Source organism: Streptomyces milbemycinicus, from assembly GCF_002154605.1.
In the GTDB taxonomy this organism is placed as follows: Bacteria; Actinomycetota; Actinomycetes; order Streptomycetales; family Streptomycetaceae; genus Streptomyces; species Streptomyces milbemycinicus.
In genome coordinates this window covers 23,720-42,282 of the sequence record NZ_MUNE01000148.1, presented here as the reverse complement: position 1 = coordinate 42,282, position 18,563 = coordinate 23,720, and the positions used below count along the sequence as shown (strand labels likewise).

At 68.2% G+C, this 18,563-nt stretch carries 21 protein-coding genes and 2 pseudogenes; 6 read left to right on the top strand and 17 right to left on the bottom strand.

The features are described from left to right. Positions 1-80: 80 nt before the first annotated feature. The 5 genes from CCN51_RS57315 to CCN51_RS13715 all read right to left on the bottom strand — a co-directional run bounded on the left by CCN51_RS57315 (position 81) and on the right by CCN51_RS13715 (position 2,472). Entirely contained in the window at positions 81-452 is a 372-nt protein-coding gene (locus CCN51_RS57315; RefSeq protein ID WP_238545295.1) for an MBL fold metallo-hydrolase, read from the bottom strand. Then, positions 386-718: an MBL fold metallo-hydrolase gene (locus CCN51_RS57310; protein WP_238545294.1), complete on the bottom strand. Its 333-nt coding sequence runs from the start codon at positions 716-718 to the stop codon at positions 386-388. Before CCN51_RS57310 ends, CCN51_RS57315 begins: the two co-directional genes overlap by 67 nt. Positions 719-757: 39 nt before the next feature. Then, positions 758-1,408 (bottom strand): DsbA family protein, encoded by a 651-nt coding sequence (locus CCN51_RS13725; RefSeq protein WP_055413861.1) that lies wholly within the window; start codon positions 1,406-1,408, stop codon positions 758-760. Between the two features lie 282 nt (positions 1,409-1,690). After that, the gene (locus tag CCN51_RS13720) at positions 1,691-2,053 is read right to left on the bottom strand and encodes a hypothetical protein (protein WP_014174007.1); all 363 of its coding nucleotides are present in this window, start codon (positions 2,051-2,053) and stop codon (positions 1,691-1,693) included. A gap of 149 nt (positions 2,054-2,202) precedes the next feature. Beyond that, the gene (locus tag CCN51_RS13715; RefSeq protein WP_055413860.1) at positions 2,203-2,472 is read right to left on the bottom strand and encodes a MarR family winged helix-turn-helix transcriptional regulator; all 270 of its coding nucleotides are present in this window, start codon (positions 2,470-2,472) and stop codon (positions 2,203-2,205) included. On the opposite strand from CCN51_RS13715, the gene CCN51_RS13710 reads away from it, so the two are divergent. Next, on the top strand, positions 2,471-2,917 hold the full coding sequence (locus tag CCN51_RS13710) for a 4-hydroxyphenylacetate 3-hydroxylase N-terminal domain-containing protein (RefSeq protein ID WP_043486222.1): 447 nt from the start codon (positions 2,471-2,473) through the stop codon (positions 2,915-2,917). The genes CCN51_RS13715 and CCN51_RS13710 overlap by 2 nt on opposite strands. Positions 2,918-3,412: 495 nt before the next feature. On the opposite strand, the gene CCN51_RS54920 is transcribed toward CCN51_RS13710, so the two are convergent. From CCN51_RS54920 to CCN51_RS13695, 4 genes and pseudogenes are all read right to left on the bottom strand, one after another. Continuing rightward, complete coding sequence (locus CCN51_RS54920; RefSeq protein WP_014174004.1) at positions 3,413-3,565, bottom strand: hypothetical protein; 153 nt, start codon at positions 3,563-3,565, stop codon at positions 3,413-3,415. A gap of 344 nt (positions 3,566-3,909) precedes the next feature. After that, positions 3,910-5,178, bottom strand: coding sequence for a HAMP domain-containing sensor histidine kinase (locus CCN51_RS13705; protein WP_014174003.1), 1,269 nt, complete (start codon positions 5,176-5,178; stop codon positions 3,910-3,912). Between the two features lie 40 nt (positions 5,179-5,218). Then, a complete protein-coding gene (locus CCN51_RS13700; protein WP_014174002.1) occupies positions 5,219-5,896 on the bottom strand; it encodes a response regulator transcription factor in 678 nt (225 codons plus the stop codon). A gap of 369 nt (positions 5,897-6,265) precedes the next feature. Continuing rightward, positions 6,266-6,556 (bottom strand): annotated as a pseudogene (locus CCN51_RS13695) (DUF6616 family protein); the annotation flags it as partial. 136 nt (positions 6,557-6,692) lie between these two features. Between CCN51_RS13695 and CCN51_RS13690 the strand changes: the two are divergent. After that, a complete protein-coding gene (locus CCN51_RS13690; protein WP_014174000.1) occupies positions 6,693-7,658 on the top strand; it encodes a GlxA family transcriptional regulator in 966 nt (321 codons plus the stop codon). Between the two features lie 8 nt (positions 7,659-7,666). On the opposite strand, the pseudogene CCN51_RS13685 reads toward CCN51_RS13690, so the two are convergent. Continuing rightward, positions 7,667-7,921: pseudogene (locus CCN51_RS13685) on the bottom strand (IS110 family transposase); the annotation flags it as partial. 158 nt (positions 7,922-8,079) lie between these two features. Then, a complete protein-coding gene (locus CCN51_RS13680; RefSeq protein ID WP_014173998.1) occupies positions 8,080-9,027 on the bottom strand; it encodes a GlxA family transcriptional regulator in 948 nt (315 codons plus the stop codon). Positions 9,028-9,315: 288 nt separating this feature from the next. Between CCN51_RS13680 and CCN51_RS13675 the strand changes: the two genes are divergently transcribed. The 3 genes from CCN51_RS13675 to CCN51_RS13660 all read left to right on the top strand — a co-directional run bounded on the left by CCN51_RS13675 (position 9,316) and on the right by CCN51_RS13660 (position 12,179). Then, complete coding sequence (locus tag CCN51_RS13675; RefSeq protein WP_014173997.1) at positions 9,316-10,116, top strand: alpha/beta fold hydrolase; 801 nt, start codon at positions 9,316-9,318, stop codon at positions 10,114-10,116. Positions 10,117-10,269: 153 nt separating this feature from the next. After that, positions 10,270-11,319, top strand: a complete 1,050-nt coding sequence (locus tag CCN51_RS13670) for an SgcJ/EcaC family oxidoreductase (RefSeq protein ID WP_014173996.1) — start codon at positions 10,270-10,272, stop codon at positions 11,317-11,319. Positions 11,320-11,927: 608 nt separating this feature from the next. Continuing rightward, positions 11,928-12,179, top strand: coding sequence for a transposase (locus CCN51_RS13660; protein WP_014173995.1), 252 nt, complete (start codon positions 11,928-11,930; stop codon positions 12,177-12,179). Between the two features lie 143 nt (positions 12,180-12,322). Here the strand turns inward: CCN51_RS13660 and ccrA are convergent, their stop codons facing one another. Further along, entirely contained in the window at positions 12,323-13,666 is a 1,344-nt protein-coding gene (gene ccrA, locus CCN51_RS13655; protein WP_014173994.1) for a crotonyl-CoA carboxylase/reductase, read from the bottom strand. A gap of 208 nt (positions 13,667-13,874) precedes the next feature. Between ccrA and CCN51_RS13650 the strand changes: the two genes are divergently transcribed. Next, on the top strand, positions 13,875-14,093 hold the full coding sequence (locus tag CCN51_RS13650; RefSeq protein WP_043489106.1) for a DUF5988 family protein: 219 nt from the start codon (positions 13,875-13,877) through the stop codon (positions 14,091-14,093). A gap of 59 nt (positions 14,094-14,152) precedes the next feature. On the opposite strand, the gene CCN51_RS56425 is transcribed toward CCN51_RS13650, so the two are convergent. The 5 genes from CCN51_RS56425 to CCN51_RS13630 all read right to left on the bottom strand — a co-directional run bounded on the left by CCN51_RS56425 (position 14,153) and on the right by CCN51_RS13630 (position 18,556). Beyond that, a complete protein-coding gene (locus CCN51_RS56425) occupies positions 14,153-14,854 on the bottom strand; it encodes an MFS transporter (protein ID WP_014173992.1) in 702 nt (233 codons plus the stop codon). Then, the gene (locus tag CCN51_RS56420; protein ID WP_202948289.1) at positions 14,812-15,519 is read right to left on the bottom strand and encodes an MFS transporter; all 708 of its coding nucleotides are present in this window, start codon (positions 15,517-15,519) and stop codon (positions 14,812-14,814) included. The genes CCN51_RS56425 and CCN51_RS56420 overlap by 43 nt, the downstream gene beginning before the upstream one ends. 117 nt (positions 15,520-15,636) lie before the next feature. Continuing rightward, complete coding sequence (locus tag CCN51_RS13640; RefSeq protein WP_014173990.1) at positions 15,637-16,176, bottom strand: GbsR/MarR family transcriptional regulator; 540 nt, start codon at positions 16,174-16,176, stop codon at positions 15,637-15,639. Between the two features lie 134 nt (positions 16,177-16,310). Beyond that, positions 16,311-17,738 (bottom strand): NAD(P)/FAD-dependent oxidoreductase, encoded by a 1,428-nt coding sequence (locus CCN51_RS13635; RefSeq protein ID WP_014173989.1) that lies wholly within the window; start codon positions 17,736-17,738, stop codon positions 16,311-16,313. Positions 17,739-17,788: 50 nt separating this feature from the next. Then, a complete protein-coding gene (locus CCN51_RS13630; protein ID WP_014173988.1) occupies positions 17,789-18,556 on the bottom strand; it encodes a thioesterase II family protein in 768 nt (255 codons plus the stop codon). Between the last annotated feature and the right edge of the window lie 7 nt (positions 18,557-18,563).

The window sequence follows — 18,563 nt, the reverse complement described above, 5'->3', positions numbered from 1 at the left end:
GGACTTCAGAGCCTCGGAGTCGTTGCCGTGCTTGGCCAGTTCCTCCTCGAACTCGGCGAGTTAGGTGCGAGTGAAGCCGATCACCGAAGCATCGGTGGCGGAGTCGGCGGAACGGTGGCCGGCGACCACGAACCGGGGGCGAGCCGCTCCATCTCGGCCAGTGTCTCGGCCCAGGCGTGCCGCTCACGCGGCGTAGGGGTGTCGGCGGTCCACGCATGCAGACCGGCGAAGAGCAGGCCCCCGCCCACCACCGCGCGGTCCTCGGACTGCCACAGGTACTCGGTGCGCCAGACCAGGTCGGGGTGGCCGCCGCGCAGCTCGAAGTCGTGGCCCTCGATGCTGACGTGGTCTCCTTGCAGCACCTCCGGGACGATCACCTCGGTGGTCAGGTTCTTGCCCAGGTGTGCCCAGGTCTTGAGCTTGCCCTGCCAACTTCTCTTGATCCGCTCCACGGTGGTGGCGGGGCGACGATCCGCACCTCCGGGAACGCCTGGCGGATCACTTCCAGGCCGAAGTAGTAATCAGGGTCGGCGGTGGTGACCACGACGGTGGTCAGCTCCTTGCCGCTGTCGATGACGTCCCCCAGGATCCGGTGCTGCTCGGCGAGCGTGAACTGGCCGTCGACCAGGAGTGCTTCGCGCTCGCCCGTGACGAGGACGGACGACTTGTCCAGGCCGGTGTCGTCGGCCGTGTGAACGGAATACGTCGGGCTGGACATGGGTGCACTGCGCTTCGAGGGGTTGTGTGAGGGGTGGTTTCAGGCGGCCGTGGTGGCGGCCATGTGCTGGTCCAGGGCGTGGGTGAGCGCGTCGGCCGAGGCGACCGGGCCGCCCAGGCGGTCGGTGCCGTGGGCGGTGTGCAGCAGCAGCGTCGGGTAGGCATCGACGCCCAGGCGGCGCACCTCGAGGAAGTCGGCCTTCGCCTCGGCACGGGCGGCGGGCGAAGCGAACGCGGCCGCCACCGCCTCGGCGTCCAGACTCAGCTCGGCCGCGAGCTCCCGGTACACTCCGGCAGCGGACAGGTTGCGGCCGTCACGGTACCAAGCACGCTGCATCGCGGCCGCCGCTTCCAGGGCGTTCACGCCTGGCTGGCTGCGCAGCGCGACCAGGCCGGTGGCGGCATCGGCGGAGTCCATCACCACGTTTCCGTCCGCCAGCGCGGCCCGGTAACCGTCGCCGAAAGTGACACCGGTCAGTTGGGTGATGCGCTCGTTGGCGCCGGGGATGTGCGGGTAGGACGACACCGGAAGTGCGCGCGAGCCGGTGAACAGACCGCCGGACAGCACTCGCAGCTCCAGCCGGTCCGCGTTGGCGGTGGCGAACTCGTGCAAGGCGGGGCCGAAACCGTAGCACCAGCCGCAGTAGGCGTCGAAGGCATACGTCAGCCGAATGCGCTCCACAGAACTCATCGCGCTTCGTCCTTTCCGGAATCCGTCACCCGGCTCTCTGTATCGGTCGGGCCGACGCCGTCAAAACTATGCTCAGAAGCCCGTCGTTGCCGGATACGCAGACGACTCCCCATGGTCAAAATCCGACTGCCCGGCGATCCCCCCAGGGGAGAAGGGCGAGATTTCGGGCGGAGTCGGCTGTATGTCATGCAGATGCCATGCAAAACGCCCGGCCGGACGTCTCCGGCCGGGCGTTCCGTGGCTGCGACACGGCAGCCCCACGTCTGCCCTGTCGCTGTGCGGCTAACGCAGCGTGGTGTTGCCTTCGCCGCCGACGACGACGGGGGCGTCCTTCACCGGCGTGGCCTCGCCGAGATCCCAGCCCTTCGGCTTCGCGCCGGGCACCTCGACGACGGACGGCCCATCGGCCGTGACGGGGCCGCCCTCGACGACCGTGAGGTCGCGCAGCTTCTGTGCGGTGCCCGGCTTGATGTGCTGCGGGTGCGGGTTGCCGGGCGCCTCGGAGACCGTGGCGCCGTGGTGCTTGGTGGTGCTGCTGCCGGTCGCGGCCGCAGCGGCAACCCCGCCCGAGGCGAGCAGCACGGCCAGTGCGCCGGCCATCACGGCACCCTGACGACGCGAGATGCTGTTCCTACGCACCTTCATGCGATCAACTCCTTCGCAGGTGGAGGGAGACAGGGGTACCGGCACGCGTCCGGCCCCGTTTCCCTCGGGATCGAGAACGAGGCAACTCTCGCCCCTGCCGGCTGAAGATCCGCTGAACGTCCTGAAGATCCCCTTCAGCACCTGATGTCTCAGGCTCGATGCCTGGCGTCGAAGTCGACGGAGTGGGCGGTCAGCTTGCCAAGTAGCTCGACCAGCATGCGGGTCTCGTCCTCGCTGAGGGCGCCCGCCCACTCCTGCTCCCGCTTGTTGTGGGCGAGGAACGCGGAGGTGATCGCCTCCTGGCCGGAATCGGTGAGCGAGAGTCCCACGGCGCGTCCGTCGTAGGCCGCGCGCTCCTTCCGCACCATGCCGTCGCGCTCCAGCGTGTTCACCAGTGCCGACACGGCCGCGCGGCTCATGCCGGACAGCTCCGCGACCTTCTTCGCCTCGACCGCCGAGCACAAGGACACCCTGACCTACACCTCCCCCACCTCCGGCGAACCGGTCGGCACCTCGTTCCTGACTCCGAAGACCCCGGACGACCTGGTCAAGCGGCGCAAGGCGTTCAAGGTGTGGGCCGACTACAGCAACGGCATGCTCGGCCGCACCAGCGACTACATGAACAGCTCCCTGATGGCGCTGGCTTCCGCCGCCGACTGGTTCGCCCAAGCCGACCCGGCGTTCGGCGAGAACATCCGCCGCTACTACGAGCAGGTCCGCGAAGAGGACCTGCTGTGCACACACCCTGATCCCTCCGCAGGTCAACCGGGCGGTGGCCGGCACCCAGCGGGCCAGCGGCAAGCGTTGGTTGCGATCGGGGCCACCGGGGGGCGAGCCCTATGCGCTGCGCAGTCTCCTCGCTGAGTACGGTGCCGATGTCCGGCTGCTGCCTGTCGGATTTCCCAGCCATCTCGCCGACGTGCTGAACGGCACACTAAGCCAACCCGATCATCTCGTTCTGAGCTGTCATGGCGACGAGCGAGGCATGCTGCTCGATACGCTTGCCCCCGAGATCGCTCAGCACCAGCCTTTCAACGACGTGCTCACTCCTCAGATCGCAGCCGAGCTGGGGCGTCTGGCCAAGCTGGTGGTGCGCTCCACCGGCTGCATGCCGTTGGCTGACGCCCAGTGGGCACGGATCGCACCCGTGTCACCCGACCGGGTGCCAGGGCGGGGGTGGGCGGTGGCGGGGTCGACACGATCACGTTCAAGTACCGGACCGGCCCGCTCTGCCGACCCAGGCCGACACCGAAGGCAACCTCGGCTGGATCGTCGCGGTGGACTCCACTGTCGCCTGCGCTCACCAGCACACCGCCGGGCCCGTCAAAAGCAGCGCCGACCCCGCAGCCCACCGCGCGTTCACCAGCGCCGGGTCCAGTTGTCGAGGTTGCCCCTGAAGTGCACCAACAGAACCAGGGGCACTCCGCCCTCGCCGACCTCACGGTACGCGTACTCCATTCCGTTGGCGGCGGTCACCTTTCTGGTCGGCGCCTGAGAGTAGTTCAGCGCCATCGGAGCTGTCCCTTCCACCGGATCCACCTCTCACCGGAGCGTGCCTGGGTCCCCGGTCCGGGGTACCGGAGGCACGCGGTCACCCTTGGGATGCCGTTCCAGCGCCGTGAGCCGCCACGAGCGTTAACCAGGGCGCCCGTCCAGCCGTGTCCGGCTTCGCACGGACACCGGATCTGAATCCAGCGTCGATGATCAATCGGCCGCTTGTCTCTCACATGAATGGGCGATGAACCATTCTCCGGACCGCGGGGCCGTAAAGAGCGCAGAACACCTCTCTCGACTCTCGACGCCACGGGGGCCTTGAGCACGGCACCCACTCACGCGCCCTCACACGCGTCCGATCTTCAGTCGCGCGGCCGCGATGTGCTGTGCGGTTGGTCTTGCCTGGCGGTGATCAGGAGCAGACGGGCACCCCCGTCAGTGGTCCGAGGTGGTTCGGCAGTGAGCGTCCCCCCGTGAGCGGTCGCGATGTCGCGGGCGATAGCGAGGCCAAGACCTGTGCCTCCCTCGCTGCGGGTACGGGCGTTGTCCAGACGCGTGAAGCGGTCGAAGACCCTCTCCCGGTCGGGTTCGGGGATGCCCGGACCGTCGTCGCTCACCTCGACGACCACTTCGTGCTCCGTGTGACGCACCTCCACCGTCACCGTGCTGTGTGCGTGGCGCAGAGCGTTGTCGAGGAGGTTGGTGAAGAGGCGGGCGAGTGCCGTACGACTGCCCAGGACCGCCTCATCGGGGTCGGAGTCCGCTACGAGGACGACAGGTTGACCGGGGTAGCGCTCGGCGAGGGTCCGTCGCAAGAGGTCAGTCACGCGAAGAGGTTGGAGTTTCAGGGGCTGGCGGGCGTCCAGGCGGGCAAGGAGCAGCAGATCGGCGACGATGTCCTCAAGACGTGTGGTGTCGCGCAGCGCCTCGCTGCCGACCGCGGTCCATTCAGCCCGGTCGGGACGGGCCAGGGCCAGCTCGAGACGGGCCTTCAGGGTGGTGAGGGGGCCACGCAGTTCGTGCGAGGCATCCGAGGTGAAGGTCCGCAGGCGGCCGACGGAACGCTGGAGTTGATCGAGAGTGCCGTTCATCGTCTCCGCCAGCCATGCGACCTCGTCGTCGGAGTCGGGGACGGGGACGCGTCGCTGCAGACTGTGGGCGGTGATGTCGGCGAACTCGGCACGGATGTTCTCCACCGGTCGCAGTGCCCGGCCCATGGCGTACCACGCCAGGTAGGCCACCAGCAGGACCAGCAGGGCGGTACAGGGGACCAGGGCCCAGGTCAGAGTGATGACGGCGGTATGCGCGGGAGCACGGTTCGGAAAGGCCTGCACCAGGATCGGCCCCGTGGGCGTGCCCACACTGGCACTGGCACCCTGGTCTGCCGACGCAGTGGACGACGCATCGGCAGTGGGCGCGGTGTCCAGGATGATGTCCGGCAGGGCGGCCTGTACGTCGGCCGGAGGTGTTCCTGAGCCGAGTTGGTGGGCTGCCTTGTCGACGTGGTCACGAGCCGCGTTCTGGGCGGAGGCGACCAGGTTGGTGTGGACGGCGTAGAGCAGGACCACCGAGCAGGCGGCGAGGGCAAGGCTGGCGACCAGTGCGACGGCGGCGGTGGCACGGACGCGCACGGTCTGCGGCCGCAGCCCCAGGCGTCGGCGGTGTCCGCGGTCACGCTCCGTCGGAGCGGAGCCGGTAGGCCCCGCCGGGCACGGTTTCGATACTGGCCCGGCCGAAGGGTCGGTCGATTTTCCGGCGAAGAGCACTGACGTGGACCTCCACGATGTTCGGGCCGCCCTCGTACGCGCTGTCCCAGACCCGGTCCAGGATGGCGGCCTTGCTGATGGCGATGTCCGGTGTTGCCGTGAGCAGCGCGAGAACATCGAACTCGCGAGGAGTGAGGGCGATGTCCGTGCCTGCGCGGCGGCAGCGGCGGCCTCCTGTGTCGATCTCCAGGTCCCCGAAGTGCTGGACGACCTGCCGCTCCGGGCGCGCGCGACGTATCAGGGCGTGCAGCCGGGCGGTGAGGACGACGAAAGAGAAGGGCTTCGTCAGATAGTCGTCGGCCCCGGTCTCCAGTCCTTCCGCTTCGTCGTACTCACCGTCTTTCGCCGTCAGCATGAGGATCGGGGTGTTGTCGCCGATCGAACGCAGATGGGCGCACACCTTGTAGCCGTTCAGGCCGGGCATCATGACGTCGAGAATGATCACGTCGTAGTTGTCGGCTGCTGCCTTGGCGAGACCATCAAGGCTGTCGCTCGCGGCGTCCACCGCGAAACCCTCTGCGCGAAGGCCCTGTTGGAGCAGCTCCACGAGACGGGTGTCGTCGTCCATCACCAGCACACGCATGCCCTCTACCTTGCCTGACCGGTCGGGCCAGGCGCTGAAGAGGATCTTCAGGACGTTCAGCGACCCTTCAGTCGACGGATCGGACTGCCTGCGCGACCGGCGGGCAGAGGCGCCCGAATTCGCCGCCTGGCCCGGCAGCATATTCAACGGCGACGAGTTAATCGACCGGGTGGTGCCCCCATCATCTATCGGGTCATCTTCCTGCCCTGGATTTCCTGGCGGTGGCGATACTGCGAGCATAGAAGTAGCTGCGGACAGTGTGGTTGAGCAGCCATTCCGGAGAGTGCTCGGCAGTGAAGGCAACAGCGGCCTCCGTGGCCGCCGTACGCGGCCAGCCTCCGATCTCCTCCGGCACATTCTCGAGCACGCTCACTTGGCCTCAGCCTTCAGTGCCAGGTGCTCGGCGATGACCGCATCGGCCGGCCGCAGCTCACCCACGACGTTGGACTGCTCGAAGTAGGTGTACCAGCCGGAGCTCTCGACACCGCTCAGGAACACGTCTGCCACTTCCCTCGAAGGGGCCTGCCAGACCGCAAACCACTCATAGGACGCGGAATGCGCGGCCGGTTCCACCCTGCCCCAGCCGAGCGTCACGAATCCGATTTCCGCGAGCTGCTTCATGGCTTCCTGAATCCCTGTGAACAGGTCGTTCCGCGCCTCCTCGTCGGCGGCGAAGGAACGCGGGCTTCGGTGTCCACGTCTCGACGACTACGTACATGTTGCGTATCTCCTCATTAATCGCGATCGGCGTGACGCGACCAGCCTAGGAAGACCGAGGACACCGTACGATGGCCAGATGGACAGTAATCCCAAAGATCCGGCCAAGGTCGTAGTGGTGGTGCAGCCGGGCTACGTCCTGTTGGACGTAGCCGTTCCCCAGCAGGTGTTCGGCCGCTGGCCGGACTGGGTGACCGCCTGCTGGCCCGGCAGCGCCCCCTACGAGCTGACCTTGGTGAGTGCGGTTCCCGCGGAAAACTCGCTGGTGCCCCGCGAGGTCGAGCCGCTCGACCGGCTGGACACGGCGGACACCGTGATCGTCGCCGGGGTGCAAGACCCCACCGAGTCTCCGGACGCCGAGCTGGTCGAACGGCTGCGTGACGCGTACAACCGGGGCAGCCGGATGGTGTCGATCTGCACGGGCGCCTTCGCCCTGGCTGCGGCCGGGATTCTGGACGGCCGCAGCGCCACCACCCACTGGCGCTGGGCCGGCCTGCTGCGAGACCGCCACCCGTCGGTCACGGTCCGCGAAGCGGAGCTCTACGTCGAGGACGCCGGCGTCTTCACCTCCGCGGGTGTCCTCGCCGGAACCGACCTGTGCCTACATCTCCTGCGGCTCGACCATGGTCAAGCCGCCGCGAACACGATGGCCCGCTTCCTGGTCAGCCCGCCCCACCGCGAAGGAGGACAGGCCCAGTTCATCGAGCACATCCCGCCCGGCGGCGACTCCGAGATCACCGACGTGATCACCTGGATCCTGGAACACCTCGACGAGCCGCTCACCCTGGAGTCGGTCAGCCGGCACAGCCACATGAGCACACGAACCCTGCGCCGCAGATTCCGGGCCGTGACCGGAACGAGCGTCATGAACTGGGTGGCCATGCAACGCGTAGCCTGCGCGCGCGAACTCCTCGAGACCACTCGCCTCGGCATCGACGACATCGCCCACCGATGCGGCTTCGGCTCCGCGGAGTCATTGCGAATCCACTTCACCGCGATGACCAGGACCAGCCCATCGAGCTACCGCCGCACCTTCGCTTCCTGATGTTGTTGTCAAGCGGTCGCAGCCACAGGGGGCGCCACTTCGTAGCACCTTCGGTCACGGATCAGGGCCCACGGGACGTTGACGCGCCAACGGGCGAGGGCGAGCTCGGCTTGGAGGTACTTCTTCCCTCCGGCGCGTCTGCGGTCGTAGAACTTCCGCGAGCTCGGGTCGTAGCGGACGCTGACCAGCGCGGAGGTGTAGAACACGCGCTGGAGCCTTCGGTGGTAGACCAGTGGTCGGTGAGGGTTGCCGCCGACCTTGCCCGGACTGCCGCACAGGGCCAAGGTGCGCGATCATGCCCGTACGGGCCACGAGCCTTCTCGACGCCCTACCGTGAGGCGATCTTCCTGCCCTGAGCACTGCCGGGGCGGACGCGCGCCTGGGTCGACGGACTCTGACCCGCGCAGTCTGGCCTTCGCATTCAGGCGGCCTGGTGCTGGAAGGTGCGGCGATAGGCCGTGGGGGTATTGCCGACGGTGTCACGGAAGCGGGCGCGCATGTTGGCGCCGCTGCCGAGTCCGCACCGGACGGCGATCTGCTCCACCTGGAGGTCGGTGGCCTCCAGGAGTTCTCGCGCGCGGTTGATGCGGGCGGTCAGGAGCCATTGGTGGGGGCTGACGCCGGTTTCCTGGCGCCATAGGCGGGTCAGGGTGCGTGGGGAGACGCCGGCATGGTCGGCGAGGTGGGGGATGGTGAGGTCTTCTTCGAGGTGGAGCAGGGCCCATTCACGAGTGTCGGCGAGCGTGGTGGCCTGGGGGGTGGGGAGGGTCCTGTTGATGTATTGGGCCTGTCCGCCGTCGCGGTGTGGGGCAGCGACGATGTCCCTGGCGATGTCGTTCGCGACGGCTGCGCCGAGGTCTTTGCGGACCAGGTGCAGACACAGGTCGATGCCGGCCGTGAAGCCCGCGGAGGTCAGGATGGTGTCGTTGTCGATGTAGAGGACGTTGCGGTCGACGCGCAGCCGGGGGTAGAGCTCTTCGAGGTCATCCGCCTTGGCCCAGTGGGTGGTGACGGTGCGGCCGTCGAGCAGTCCTGCCGAGGCGACGGCGAAGGCTCCGGTGCAGATGGAAGCGATGCGTATCCCGGCGCGGCCGGCGAGCTTGAGAGCGGCCCTCACCCGTGGACGCGGAGGGCGCCGGAAGTCCTCGAAGCCCGGGACGATGATCGTGTCCGCTTCGGCGAGCGCCTCGAGACCCGCGGTCAGCCCGAGGGTGAAACCGGCGCTCGCGGTCACGGCCTCCTCCGTGTCGCCGCACACGGTGAGCTCGTAGGGGGTGTTCGGACGGGCGTTGAAGATCTGCGTGGGGATCCCCAGATCCATGGGCAGCACGCCGTCGACCGCCAGGACCATGACCCGGTGCTTGTTCATGGCTGCAATATTACGTCCGACACCAATGTCGCAGCGAGGGCCAGGGAGTCGCCATGCCCCGACTCAGGGATGTTCCTGGGATAAATCCCCTGATCAAGCCGCTGATCGTGTGACCGGAAAGCAAGGGCTCACCAGCACCGTTCTGGCCCAAAAGATGCGAATGCTGGCAGATGAGCCGTGGCCTGGAAGGGAGGTTCCGGAGCAGGATCGAAGAGCGAGCGCGGGGCAGCCGACTCCACACACTGGTGGAGCGGTCCGAGAGCCCCGGCCGTGGACGAGGAGCCGGCAATGACTTTGCAGAATGTGGTGGGTCGCTTCTTCGACGTGCAGGGCGGCCAGGTGTACGCCCACGTCCGCGAGGGTGACGGCCCGGCACTGATCTTCCTGCACTACTGGGGAGGCTCACGGCGCACCTGGATCCCGGTGCTGCGGCGTCTGGATCCCGGGCAGGGCTTCATGGCCTACGATCAGCGTGGATGGGGCGACTCCACGAGCGTGCCGGGACCTTATGACCTGGAGCAGCTCGCGGACGACGCGCAGCGGGTCGTCGACGCGCTCGGATACTCCCGCTACGTACTGGTCGGGCATTCCATGGGTGGCAAGGTGGCTCAGATGCTGGCCGCACGCAGGCCCGCCGGTCTGAGGGGAGTCGTCCTCGTGGCGCCCGCGCCGCCCGCGCCGATCGGGGTGACCGAGCAGGTGCAGGAGACGGTTTCCCACGCCTACGACAACGAGGAGACGGTTCTTCAGAGCATCGACCTGATGCTGACCCGCGGCGGGCTGACTCCCGAGCTGCGCCGGCAGGTGGTCGAGGACAGTCTGCGCGGCGGCGACGAGGCCCGTCTCGAGTGGCCGCGCCAGGGCCTGGTCCAGGACGTGTCGGCCGGCCTCTCAGCCATCGAGGTGCCGGTGCTGGTTCTCGCGGGCAGCCACGACAAGGTCGACCCGCCGACCGTGCTCGCCGACCACCTGCTGCCGCTGATCCCGACCGCCACGCTGACCGTCCTGAAGGACACCGGCCACCTCTCGCCCCTTGAGGTGCCCGACCAGGTGGCCGCGCACATCGGCGCGTTCGTCGTCCAGCTGTAAGCACAGCACTCCAGCCGCACATCCCCCGTGTGGCGATCGGCTGTCACTCCGCGTGCCGTGCAGCCGCACCCCCATACCCGGCACGCGTGAGCGTGCTGCCCGGCCACCGTGCCGATCTGCCCCGGACCGGGGCCCAAAAGAAGGAGACACATCATGACCACCGACGCACACCTGTCCGTCTTCGAGCAGCTCGACCTCCCCGACACGAGCCTCGCCCGGGACACATACGCCTATGCGGCACAGGCCACGCCTGCCTACATTCACGATCACTGCGTCCGCAGCTACGTCTTCGCCCGCGCCCATGCCCAGAACCAGGGTCTGCGCGCCGGTACCGACTACGACGACGAACTGCTGTTCGTCAGCTGCGTCCTGCACGACATGGGACTGAGCGAGGAGGGCAGCAACGGCGACCAGCGTTTCGAAGTCGAAGGCGCCGACATCGCAGCGGCATTCCTCCGCGAGCGCGGTGTCGAGGAACGGCGTATCGCCGTCGCCTGGGACGCCATCGCTCTGCACACCTCGGACGGCATCGCCGAGCGGAAGGGCACGGAGGTGGCGCTGGCCCAGGCGGGCATCGGCACCGACATCCTCGGAATCCAGCGTGAGAGCCTTCCGCCCGGCCTCGCCGACGAAGTGCACGCCCTGCTGCCGCGTCAGGACCTGGCCTACGGGTTCAGCGACGCCATCATCACCCAGGCCAAGACCAAGCCCCACAAGGCGTCCCCGACGACCTTCATTGGCGACCTGCTGCGTCGCCACCTGCCCTACGGTGCCTATCCCAGCTGGTACGACCTGATCGACGCGGCCGGCTGGGGCGACAAGCCGGTCGGCGTCACCGCCCGGCGCCGTGCCGAGACGCCCCAGCAGGTGGGGACCTTGTACATGGAGTACCTGGAGGCCGGTGACATCGAGGGTTTGGTGTCGCTCTACGAGCCGAACGCCCACTTCGTCCCCACTCCCGGAACCCACCTGGTGGGCACGGACGCCATCCGCAAGGCCATGCAGCAGATGGTCGACAGCGGTGCCCGCCTCAAGCTCGAACCGCGCGAGATCCGACAGGCCGACGACGTCGCCCTGGTGTCGAACAACGCCATCCTCACCGGGGTCGGACCGGAGCCGGTGGTCTCCACCACCACCGAGATCCTCCGACGCCAGCCGGACGGCGGCTGGGTTCACGTCGTGGACGACCCATTCTTCAGCTGACCGCGTCGGGCGGCCCGGGCACGGATGCACAGGTCGCCCGCCCCTCCCAGGGCCTGTCGGGCATCTGATCAATGTTCAGGATGCTGTGAGGGATGTCCTTTGCGGGCCAACCGCGTCCCCGCCTCATCGCCCTGCGGCCCAGCCCCCCACGCTTGTTGAGGAGTTCCTCAATGCCTCCGACCAAGATCATTGCCATTCCCGTGTTCGGTCGGCACGCCGTCAATGCCTATCTGCTGCTGGGCAGGCAACCGATCATCGTTGACGCCGGAACACCTGGCAGCGGCCGGCTGATTCACGACCAGGTCGCCGCCCGCGGCGTGGACCCCAAGCGTGACCTGCACGGACGAGGTATTCGGCAAGCGCAGGCTTCGACAAGTCCGCCTTCGCTGTGGACTGGGACAACGAGCAGGCCACCTGCCCTCGCGGACAGGTCAGCCGGAACTGGGGCCACTGCCCATCAACGGCCATAACTACATCCAGGTTCGTTTCGACAAGGTCACCTGCCTGGCCTGCTCCGACCGCCCCCAGTGCACCACTTCCGCCACCCGCCCCCGCGCACTCGCGCTTCTGCCTTCACGTGAACTCTATGAGATCCAGACCGCAACCGGGTGGAACAGCAGACCGAAGCATGGCAGCGGCGCTATGCGATCCGCGCCGGGATCGAGGCCACCATCTCCCAGAACGTTCGCACCTGCGGCCTGCGCCGATCCCGCTACCGCGGCCTGGCCAGAACCCATGTCCAGCACATCCTGACCGCGCTGGCCTGCAACCTCACCCGCGTCGCCGACTGGATAGCCGAACCCACGACCACCCGCCGCCGATCAACACGCTTCCACGCCCTGTGCACGGCCACCGCATGACCCCAGAAGATCACCAACAGAGTCCCGGTGTTGGCCCTGGGACCCGTCCTTGACCATCGCGATGTCCGAGTGGGGCACAGCGGTAGTCGAGGAGATGGTCGCCGACTCGCTGCTCGATGACCTGTCAACCGTGGCGCCGGAGCCTACACGGCGGTGCCGCGGAAGCGGTTGATGAGGGGGAGGTAGCGGGTGCGGGATTCGGGGTCGGCTATGCCCAGGCCCTCCTGGGGGGCGAGGGCGAGGACGCCGACCTTGCCCTGGTGGCGGTTGCGGTGGACCTCGCGGACGGCCTCGGCGGTTTCGGCGAGGGGGAAGACCTCGGAGAGGGTGGGGTGGATCTTGCCCTTGGCGATGAGGCGGTTGGCTTCCCATGCCTCGCGGTAGTTGGCGAAGTGGGAGCCGATGATCCGCTTGAGGGACATCCACAGGTAGCGGTTGTCGTATTCGTGGCGGTAGCCGGAGGTGGAGGCACAGGTGACGATGGTGCCGCCCTTGCGGGTGACGTAGACCGAGGAGCCGAAGGTTTCGCGGCCGGGGTGTTCGAAGACGATGTCAACGTCCTCGCCGCCGGTGAGTTCGCGGATGCGCTTGCCGAAGCGTTTCCATTCGCGCTGGTCCTGGGTGCGCTCGTCCTTCCAGAAGCGGTAGTCCTCGGCGGCCCGGTCGATGATCGCGTCGGCGCCCATCGTCCGGCAGATCTCGGCCTTCTGCGGTGAGGAGACGACGCAGATCGGGTTGGCGCCGCCGTTCAGGGCGAACTGGGTGGCGTACGAGCCGAGTCCGCCGCTCGCGCCCCAGATCAGGACGTTGTCGCCCTGCTTCATGCCCGCGCCGTTACGGGAGACCAGCTGGCGGTACGCGGTGGAGTTGACCAGGCCGGAGCAGGCGGCCTCCTCCCACGTCAGGTGGGCAGGCTTGGGCATCAGCTGGTTGGCCTTGACCAGAGAGAGTTCGGCGAGGCCGCCGAAGTTGGTCTCGAAGCCCCAGATGCGCTGCTCGGGGTCGAGCATGGTGTCGTTGTGGCCGTCGGCGCTCTCCAGCTCCACCGACAGGCAGTGGGCCACCACCCGGTCGCCGGGCTTCCAGCGGCGTACCCCCGGGCCGGTGCGCAGGACGATGCCGGACAGGTCGGAGCCGAGGACGTGGTACGGGAGGTCGTGACGCGCGCCTTCGGGGCCCAACTGGGCGTAGCGTTCCAGGAAGACGAAGGTGGGCAGGGGTTCGAAGATGGCGCTCCACACCGTGTTGTAGTTGATGGAGCTCGCCATCACCGCGATCAGCGCCTCACCGGGGCCCGGCTCCGGCGTCGGCACCTGCTCGATGTGCAGCGACTTCCCGGGGTCCTTGTCCGCCGTGGCCAGTCCCTCGAACATCGCGACCTCGTCCTTGCGCACGACAGCACCGCGGTAGGACTCCGGCACCGGCAGCCCCGCGAACTCCTCGGAGGTGGCGTCGTCGCGGAGAGCGGCGCTGATGAGGTCTTCCATGAGGGCCCCGATTCATGGGTGGGTAATGCGGCCGGCCCGCTCGACACTAGGCCGGGCCGCCGGACCGTCAGTACCCCTAACCTCGCCTTTCGACCCGTGCGTCGCGGGGCCCGAACACGGTATGGGGGGATAGGGGTTTGCCAGGCAGTGGGACTTGGTCAAGCCTTGGCCCGAAGAGTTTCTTCAAGGAGGAGGGTCTGTGACCGCCATGCAGATGCCCAAAGCCAACGTGATACTCCGTGGAGGACCCGCCTCCCAACTGCCTGAGGGTGAACGCGTCCGTTATGTGGCGGACGCGGCGATCTCGCTGAAGCTTCCGCGGGGAAACCGTTACGAGCATTTCGAGCCGTCTCCGGAAACGATCAATCACGACGGAGTCGATCTGCAGGTCTTCACCTGGACTCGGGTCACCTACGTCGCGGAGTAGTCGGTCAAGAAGAAGGAGCCGACCAAGAAGAAGGAGTAAAAAAGAAATGCCGCGGCACCCTATACGGGGGAATAGCGGTGCCGCGGCGTTTTTGGGCCCTCAAGGGGCCTGGGGTCAGGAGGCCGAGTCGCTGGTCTCCTTGTCGTCTTCCTACGGGTTGGTGTCGTCCCGCGGGGCTCGGCGTCCGCGGGCAGGGCCGCGTGCTTGGGCATGAAGGCCAGGGCGAGCAGGGCGGCGACGACGCCGATGCCGGAGCAGACGAGCAGCAGGGTGTGCATCGCGTCCACGAAGGCGTCGCGCACGGCCGCCAGCATGTGCACGTCCTTCAGCTTGGAGGCCACCGCCACGCCGGTGGAGACGCTGCAGCCGGCCGCGTCCTCGATCTTCTGGGGCACCTTGAGGTCGAGGTTGCCGCGGTAGCCGGAGCTGGCGACCGAGCCGAGCACTGCGACGCCGATCGCGCCACCGACCTGGCGCAGCGCCTGGACGACGGCGGAGCCGACGCCGCTGCGCTCCTTGGACAGTGTGTTCAGCGCGGCCGACATCGCACCGGTCATGGTCATACCAAGTCCAGCTCCGATGACGACGAGCCAGGTGGCCACGTATCCGTAGCCGGTGGAGGTCTCGGTGTAGGTGCCCATGAACAGGCCGGCACCCACCAGGAGGAAGCCGAGGGCGGGCGCGGCCCGCGGACCGGCTTCGGCGGGCAGCTTGTTGCTCACGCCGGCCCCGACCAGCAGTCCGCCGATGAGGGGCAGCATCCGCAGACCGGTGCCGAGCGCGTCCGCCCCCTGACCGCCTGGAAGTACTGCGGCAGGGCGAACATGAGGCCGAACATCGCGAAGCTGACGATGGTGCTGAGGATCGAACCCCAGATGAAGCCGCGGCCGCGGAACAGGGTGAGGTCGACGAGCGGGTCACGGCCCGCGGCGGCGATCCTGGCCTCCCACACCACGAACAGGATCAGCGCGAGCGCGCCGCCGAGCAGCGACATCACCGTCTCGGTGCTGCCCCAGCCCTTCTCACCGGCCTCGATGGTGCCGAAGGTCAACGCCGTCAGGCCGACGCTGGAGATCAGGACGCCCACGAAGTCGATGCCGGTGTCCTGCGACCCGCGCGACTCGGGCACCAGCTTGGTCACCGCGACGGTGCCCACCAGGACCAGTGGCACATTGATGAGGAAGACCGAACCCCACCAGAAGTGGTTGAGCAGCGCGCCGCCGACAATGGGCCCGAGCGGCAGCCCGAGCATCTGTGAGACGGCGATGACGCCGACGGCCTTGTTCCGCTCCTGCTCCGTCTCAAAGAGGTTGAGCAGGACGGAGGTGGACGGGGGATGAGGAACGCGGCTGCCAGCCCCAGCACCGCACGTGCCGTGATCAGCTGTCCCGCGGAGCCCGCGTGCGCACACCACAAGGTGACGCATTCGAGTCGGCGCTGACTGTGGGTAGCGCGACATTGAGGATGGTGGCGTCCACACCGACGGTGAGCATACTGACCCCGATGGCGCCGAGCGCCCACCATTTCCGGGTCTCCTCATTACTCATGACGACATCCCAGTCCCGTCCTCGTCGTTGTGTTCTTCGAGCTGAACGCCGCCGTTGAGGGCGTCCCAGCGCTCCCACATGGGTCCGGCCTCGGAGTTCAGCCACTCGAACACCCGGTGCGTTTCCCTGATGCGCGCAGCCCCCGGCCCACCGTGGGGAAAGAGCCGCAGGCCCTCGGCCGTGATGTCCACGAAGGACGTCATGCTTTCGAGCCGTCTCTTCAGGACGCCGGACCAGGCGTCCTCAGTGATGCGGTAATAGGTCGCCCGCTTGCCGGCCCGGGTCATCGCCTGCACCATCCGGGCCTCGGTGAGCAGTCGCAGAGTGCCCGTCAGGGAGGCTCTGCTGGCCTGGACAGCCTTGGCGATCTGCGCGGCGCTCTGCTCCGGCGGGTCACTGACCATGAGCCAAGCCATGGTCCGTCCCATGATCGGCGCCCAGCCCGCTTGGTGCATGAACCAAGCCGCCACACGCTCCATCCAGGCTTGCACTTTCTCCAGGTCAGGATCCGGCTCCTGGTCAGCGGTGGACGTCATGATGCAGCACCTCCTACAACTTTCAGTAACTGCTAGAAGTTTCAGTTATTACTGTAATCACAAGATGGGGCGAGAGGAAAGCGCAACAACGCGGCCAGGAGCGGGAATTCGCTCCTGGCCGCGTCAAAATTCCGTCAAGGGCCGCTGCCCGGCCCTTGATCGCCGACAAGTCCGGACACGCGCGACTCCTCGCCGCTCAGCGTGGGCTCCGTCGCGTGCGTCAACTCCCCCGCCCTGCCGAGCGCGGCCTGCACCTCTGGGGACTCCAGCGCGTCGGTCGCCCCCGAGAGCGTATTGACCTGCATGGCGGCCGCGCACACGATCGGGTCGGCCAGCGCGACGGTGCCGATCAGATCACCCTGGGCACGCCGCTCGGCGGCGTACCGGGTCAGCCGCGGGTCCTCGGTCCGGGCGTAGACATCCGGATAGCAGATGTCCTGTGAGGTGCCCAGCGACCACGGAGTGTCCACCACCGTGCCGATGGCCCGCTGCGCGGCGCGCGCCAGGCCCGGCTTCACCCCCGTCTCGGCCAGCGCGGATTCCAGCGCTGCCGCGCTGAGGGCCGCGGCGCTCATGCCGTGGCCGTAGACGGGATTGAAGGCGGCCACCGCGTCCCCCACCACCACCAGCCCGTCGGGCCAGTCGATGAGCCGATCGTAGAAGAGGCGGCGGTTCGCGGTCGAACGCGACGCCTGAACGCCGGTCAGCGGCTCGGCGCGACGGACCAGTTCGGCCAGCAGCGGATGGCGCAGGGTCTCCAAATACGCCGTGAAACCCTCCTCGGTGGCCGGGGGCTCGCCGCCGCGGGTGCCGGACAGGGTCACCATCCAGCGGCCGTCCTCGATGGGCAGCAGGATGCCATTGCGGCCCGGTATTCCGGCCCGGTGATCGGCGTACACGCTGACCAGGGGGAACTTCTTCCGGGCGCCCTCCGGGGCCTGGAAAATACGGGTCGCGTACGCCATCCCCGAGTCGATGACATCCTCCTGCACCGGCGGCAGTCCGAGCCCGGTGAGCCAGCGCTTCATCGGTGAGCCGCGGCCGGTGGCATCCACCACCACATCGGCCTCCAGCACCGAGACAGTGCCCTCCCGGCGCGGCTTGTACGTGACACCGGTGATCCGCTCGGCGTCGCCGCGCAACCCGATGACGTCAATGCCGCCGAGCACGGTCACCTTGGGGTCGCGCGCCGCCTGGTCCCGCACGATCCAGTCCAGCAGCGCCCGGCTGGCCGCGATCATGAACTGGGTCTCCGGGAAGCGCTGCTGCCAGCCGTACGCGGTCAGGGAGACCAGGTCCTCCGGCAGGCCGATGCGGTGGGCACCCGCGTCCAGCAGCCGGCCGGTGGTGCCCGGAAGCAGCGACTCGATGACCCGGGCCCCGCCGGACCACAGCACATGGGTGTGCCGGGCCTGCGGCACACCTTTGCGCGGCTCGGAGTTGCCCGGAAGCCGATCGCGGTCCAGCACCGTGACGGTGTCGACGTGGCGGGCCAGCGCGGTGGCGGACAGCATGCCCGCCATGCCCGCCCCCAGGACCACGGCCTTGGTGTGTTCGGCCATCGTTGTCTCACATTCCTTTCCGGAAGGGGAGGATCTGGGGTGTGGGCCGGTCAGCCGGTCGGGACGGACATCAGCGCATCGGCGACGGCCCGGGCGATCCGCGGCCACTGCGCGGCCAGATAGAAGTGGTCTCCGGGAAAGGTGCGGAAGACGACCGGCCCCGATGTCACCGCACGCCATCCCTCGGCCCGCTCCCGGTCCGCCCACGCGTCGTCGGCACCGAGGAAGACGCTGACCGGACAGCGCAGCGGGGGCCCGGGACGGTAGCGGTAGCCGTCCACTGCCTTGTAGTCGCTGCGCAGCACGGGCAGCACCATCCGCAGCATGCCGTCGTCGGCCAGCAGACCCGCCGCCGTACCGCTGAGGTGGCGCAGGTCGGCGATGAGCTCGGCGTCGCTGCGCAAATGGAGACGCACCTCGTTGTGCAGGGCCGGTTCCGGCCGCCCGGAGACGATCAGATGGGCCGGGCCCGAGCCACGGTCCTGGAGCCGGCGCGCCACCTCCCAGGCCAGCAGCGCGCCCATGCTGTGGCCGAACAGGGCCAGGGGAAGGTCCCCGGCGTGTTCGAGGGCGTCGGCCACGTGGTCGGCGAGCTCCGGCAGGGAGTCGACGAACGGCTCGGCGCGGCGTTCCTGACGGCCCGGGTACTGAACCGCCAGCACCTCGGCCGAGTCGGGCATCTCCCGGGCGAAAGTGGCAAAGAAGGTGGCCGAGCCGCCCGCGTGCGGCAGGCAGATGAGCTGGGTGCGGTTCCCCGCCGCCGACGCCGGGGTGTACCGCGTGAGCCAGGGCCCGGCTTTGCGGTCCCATCCGGTCATAATCGTG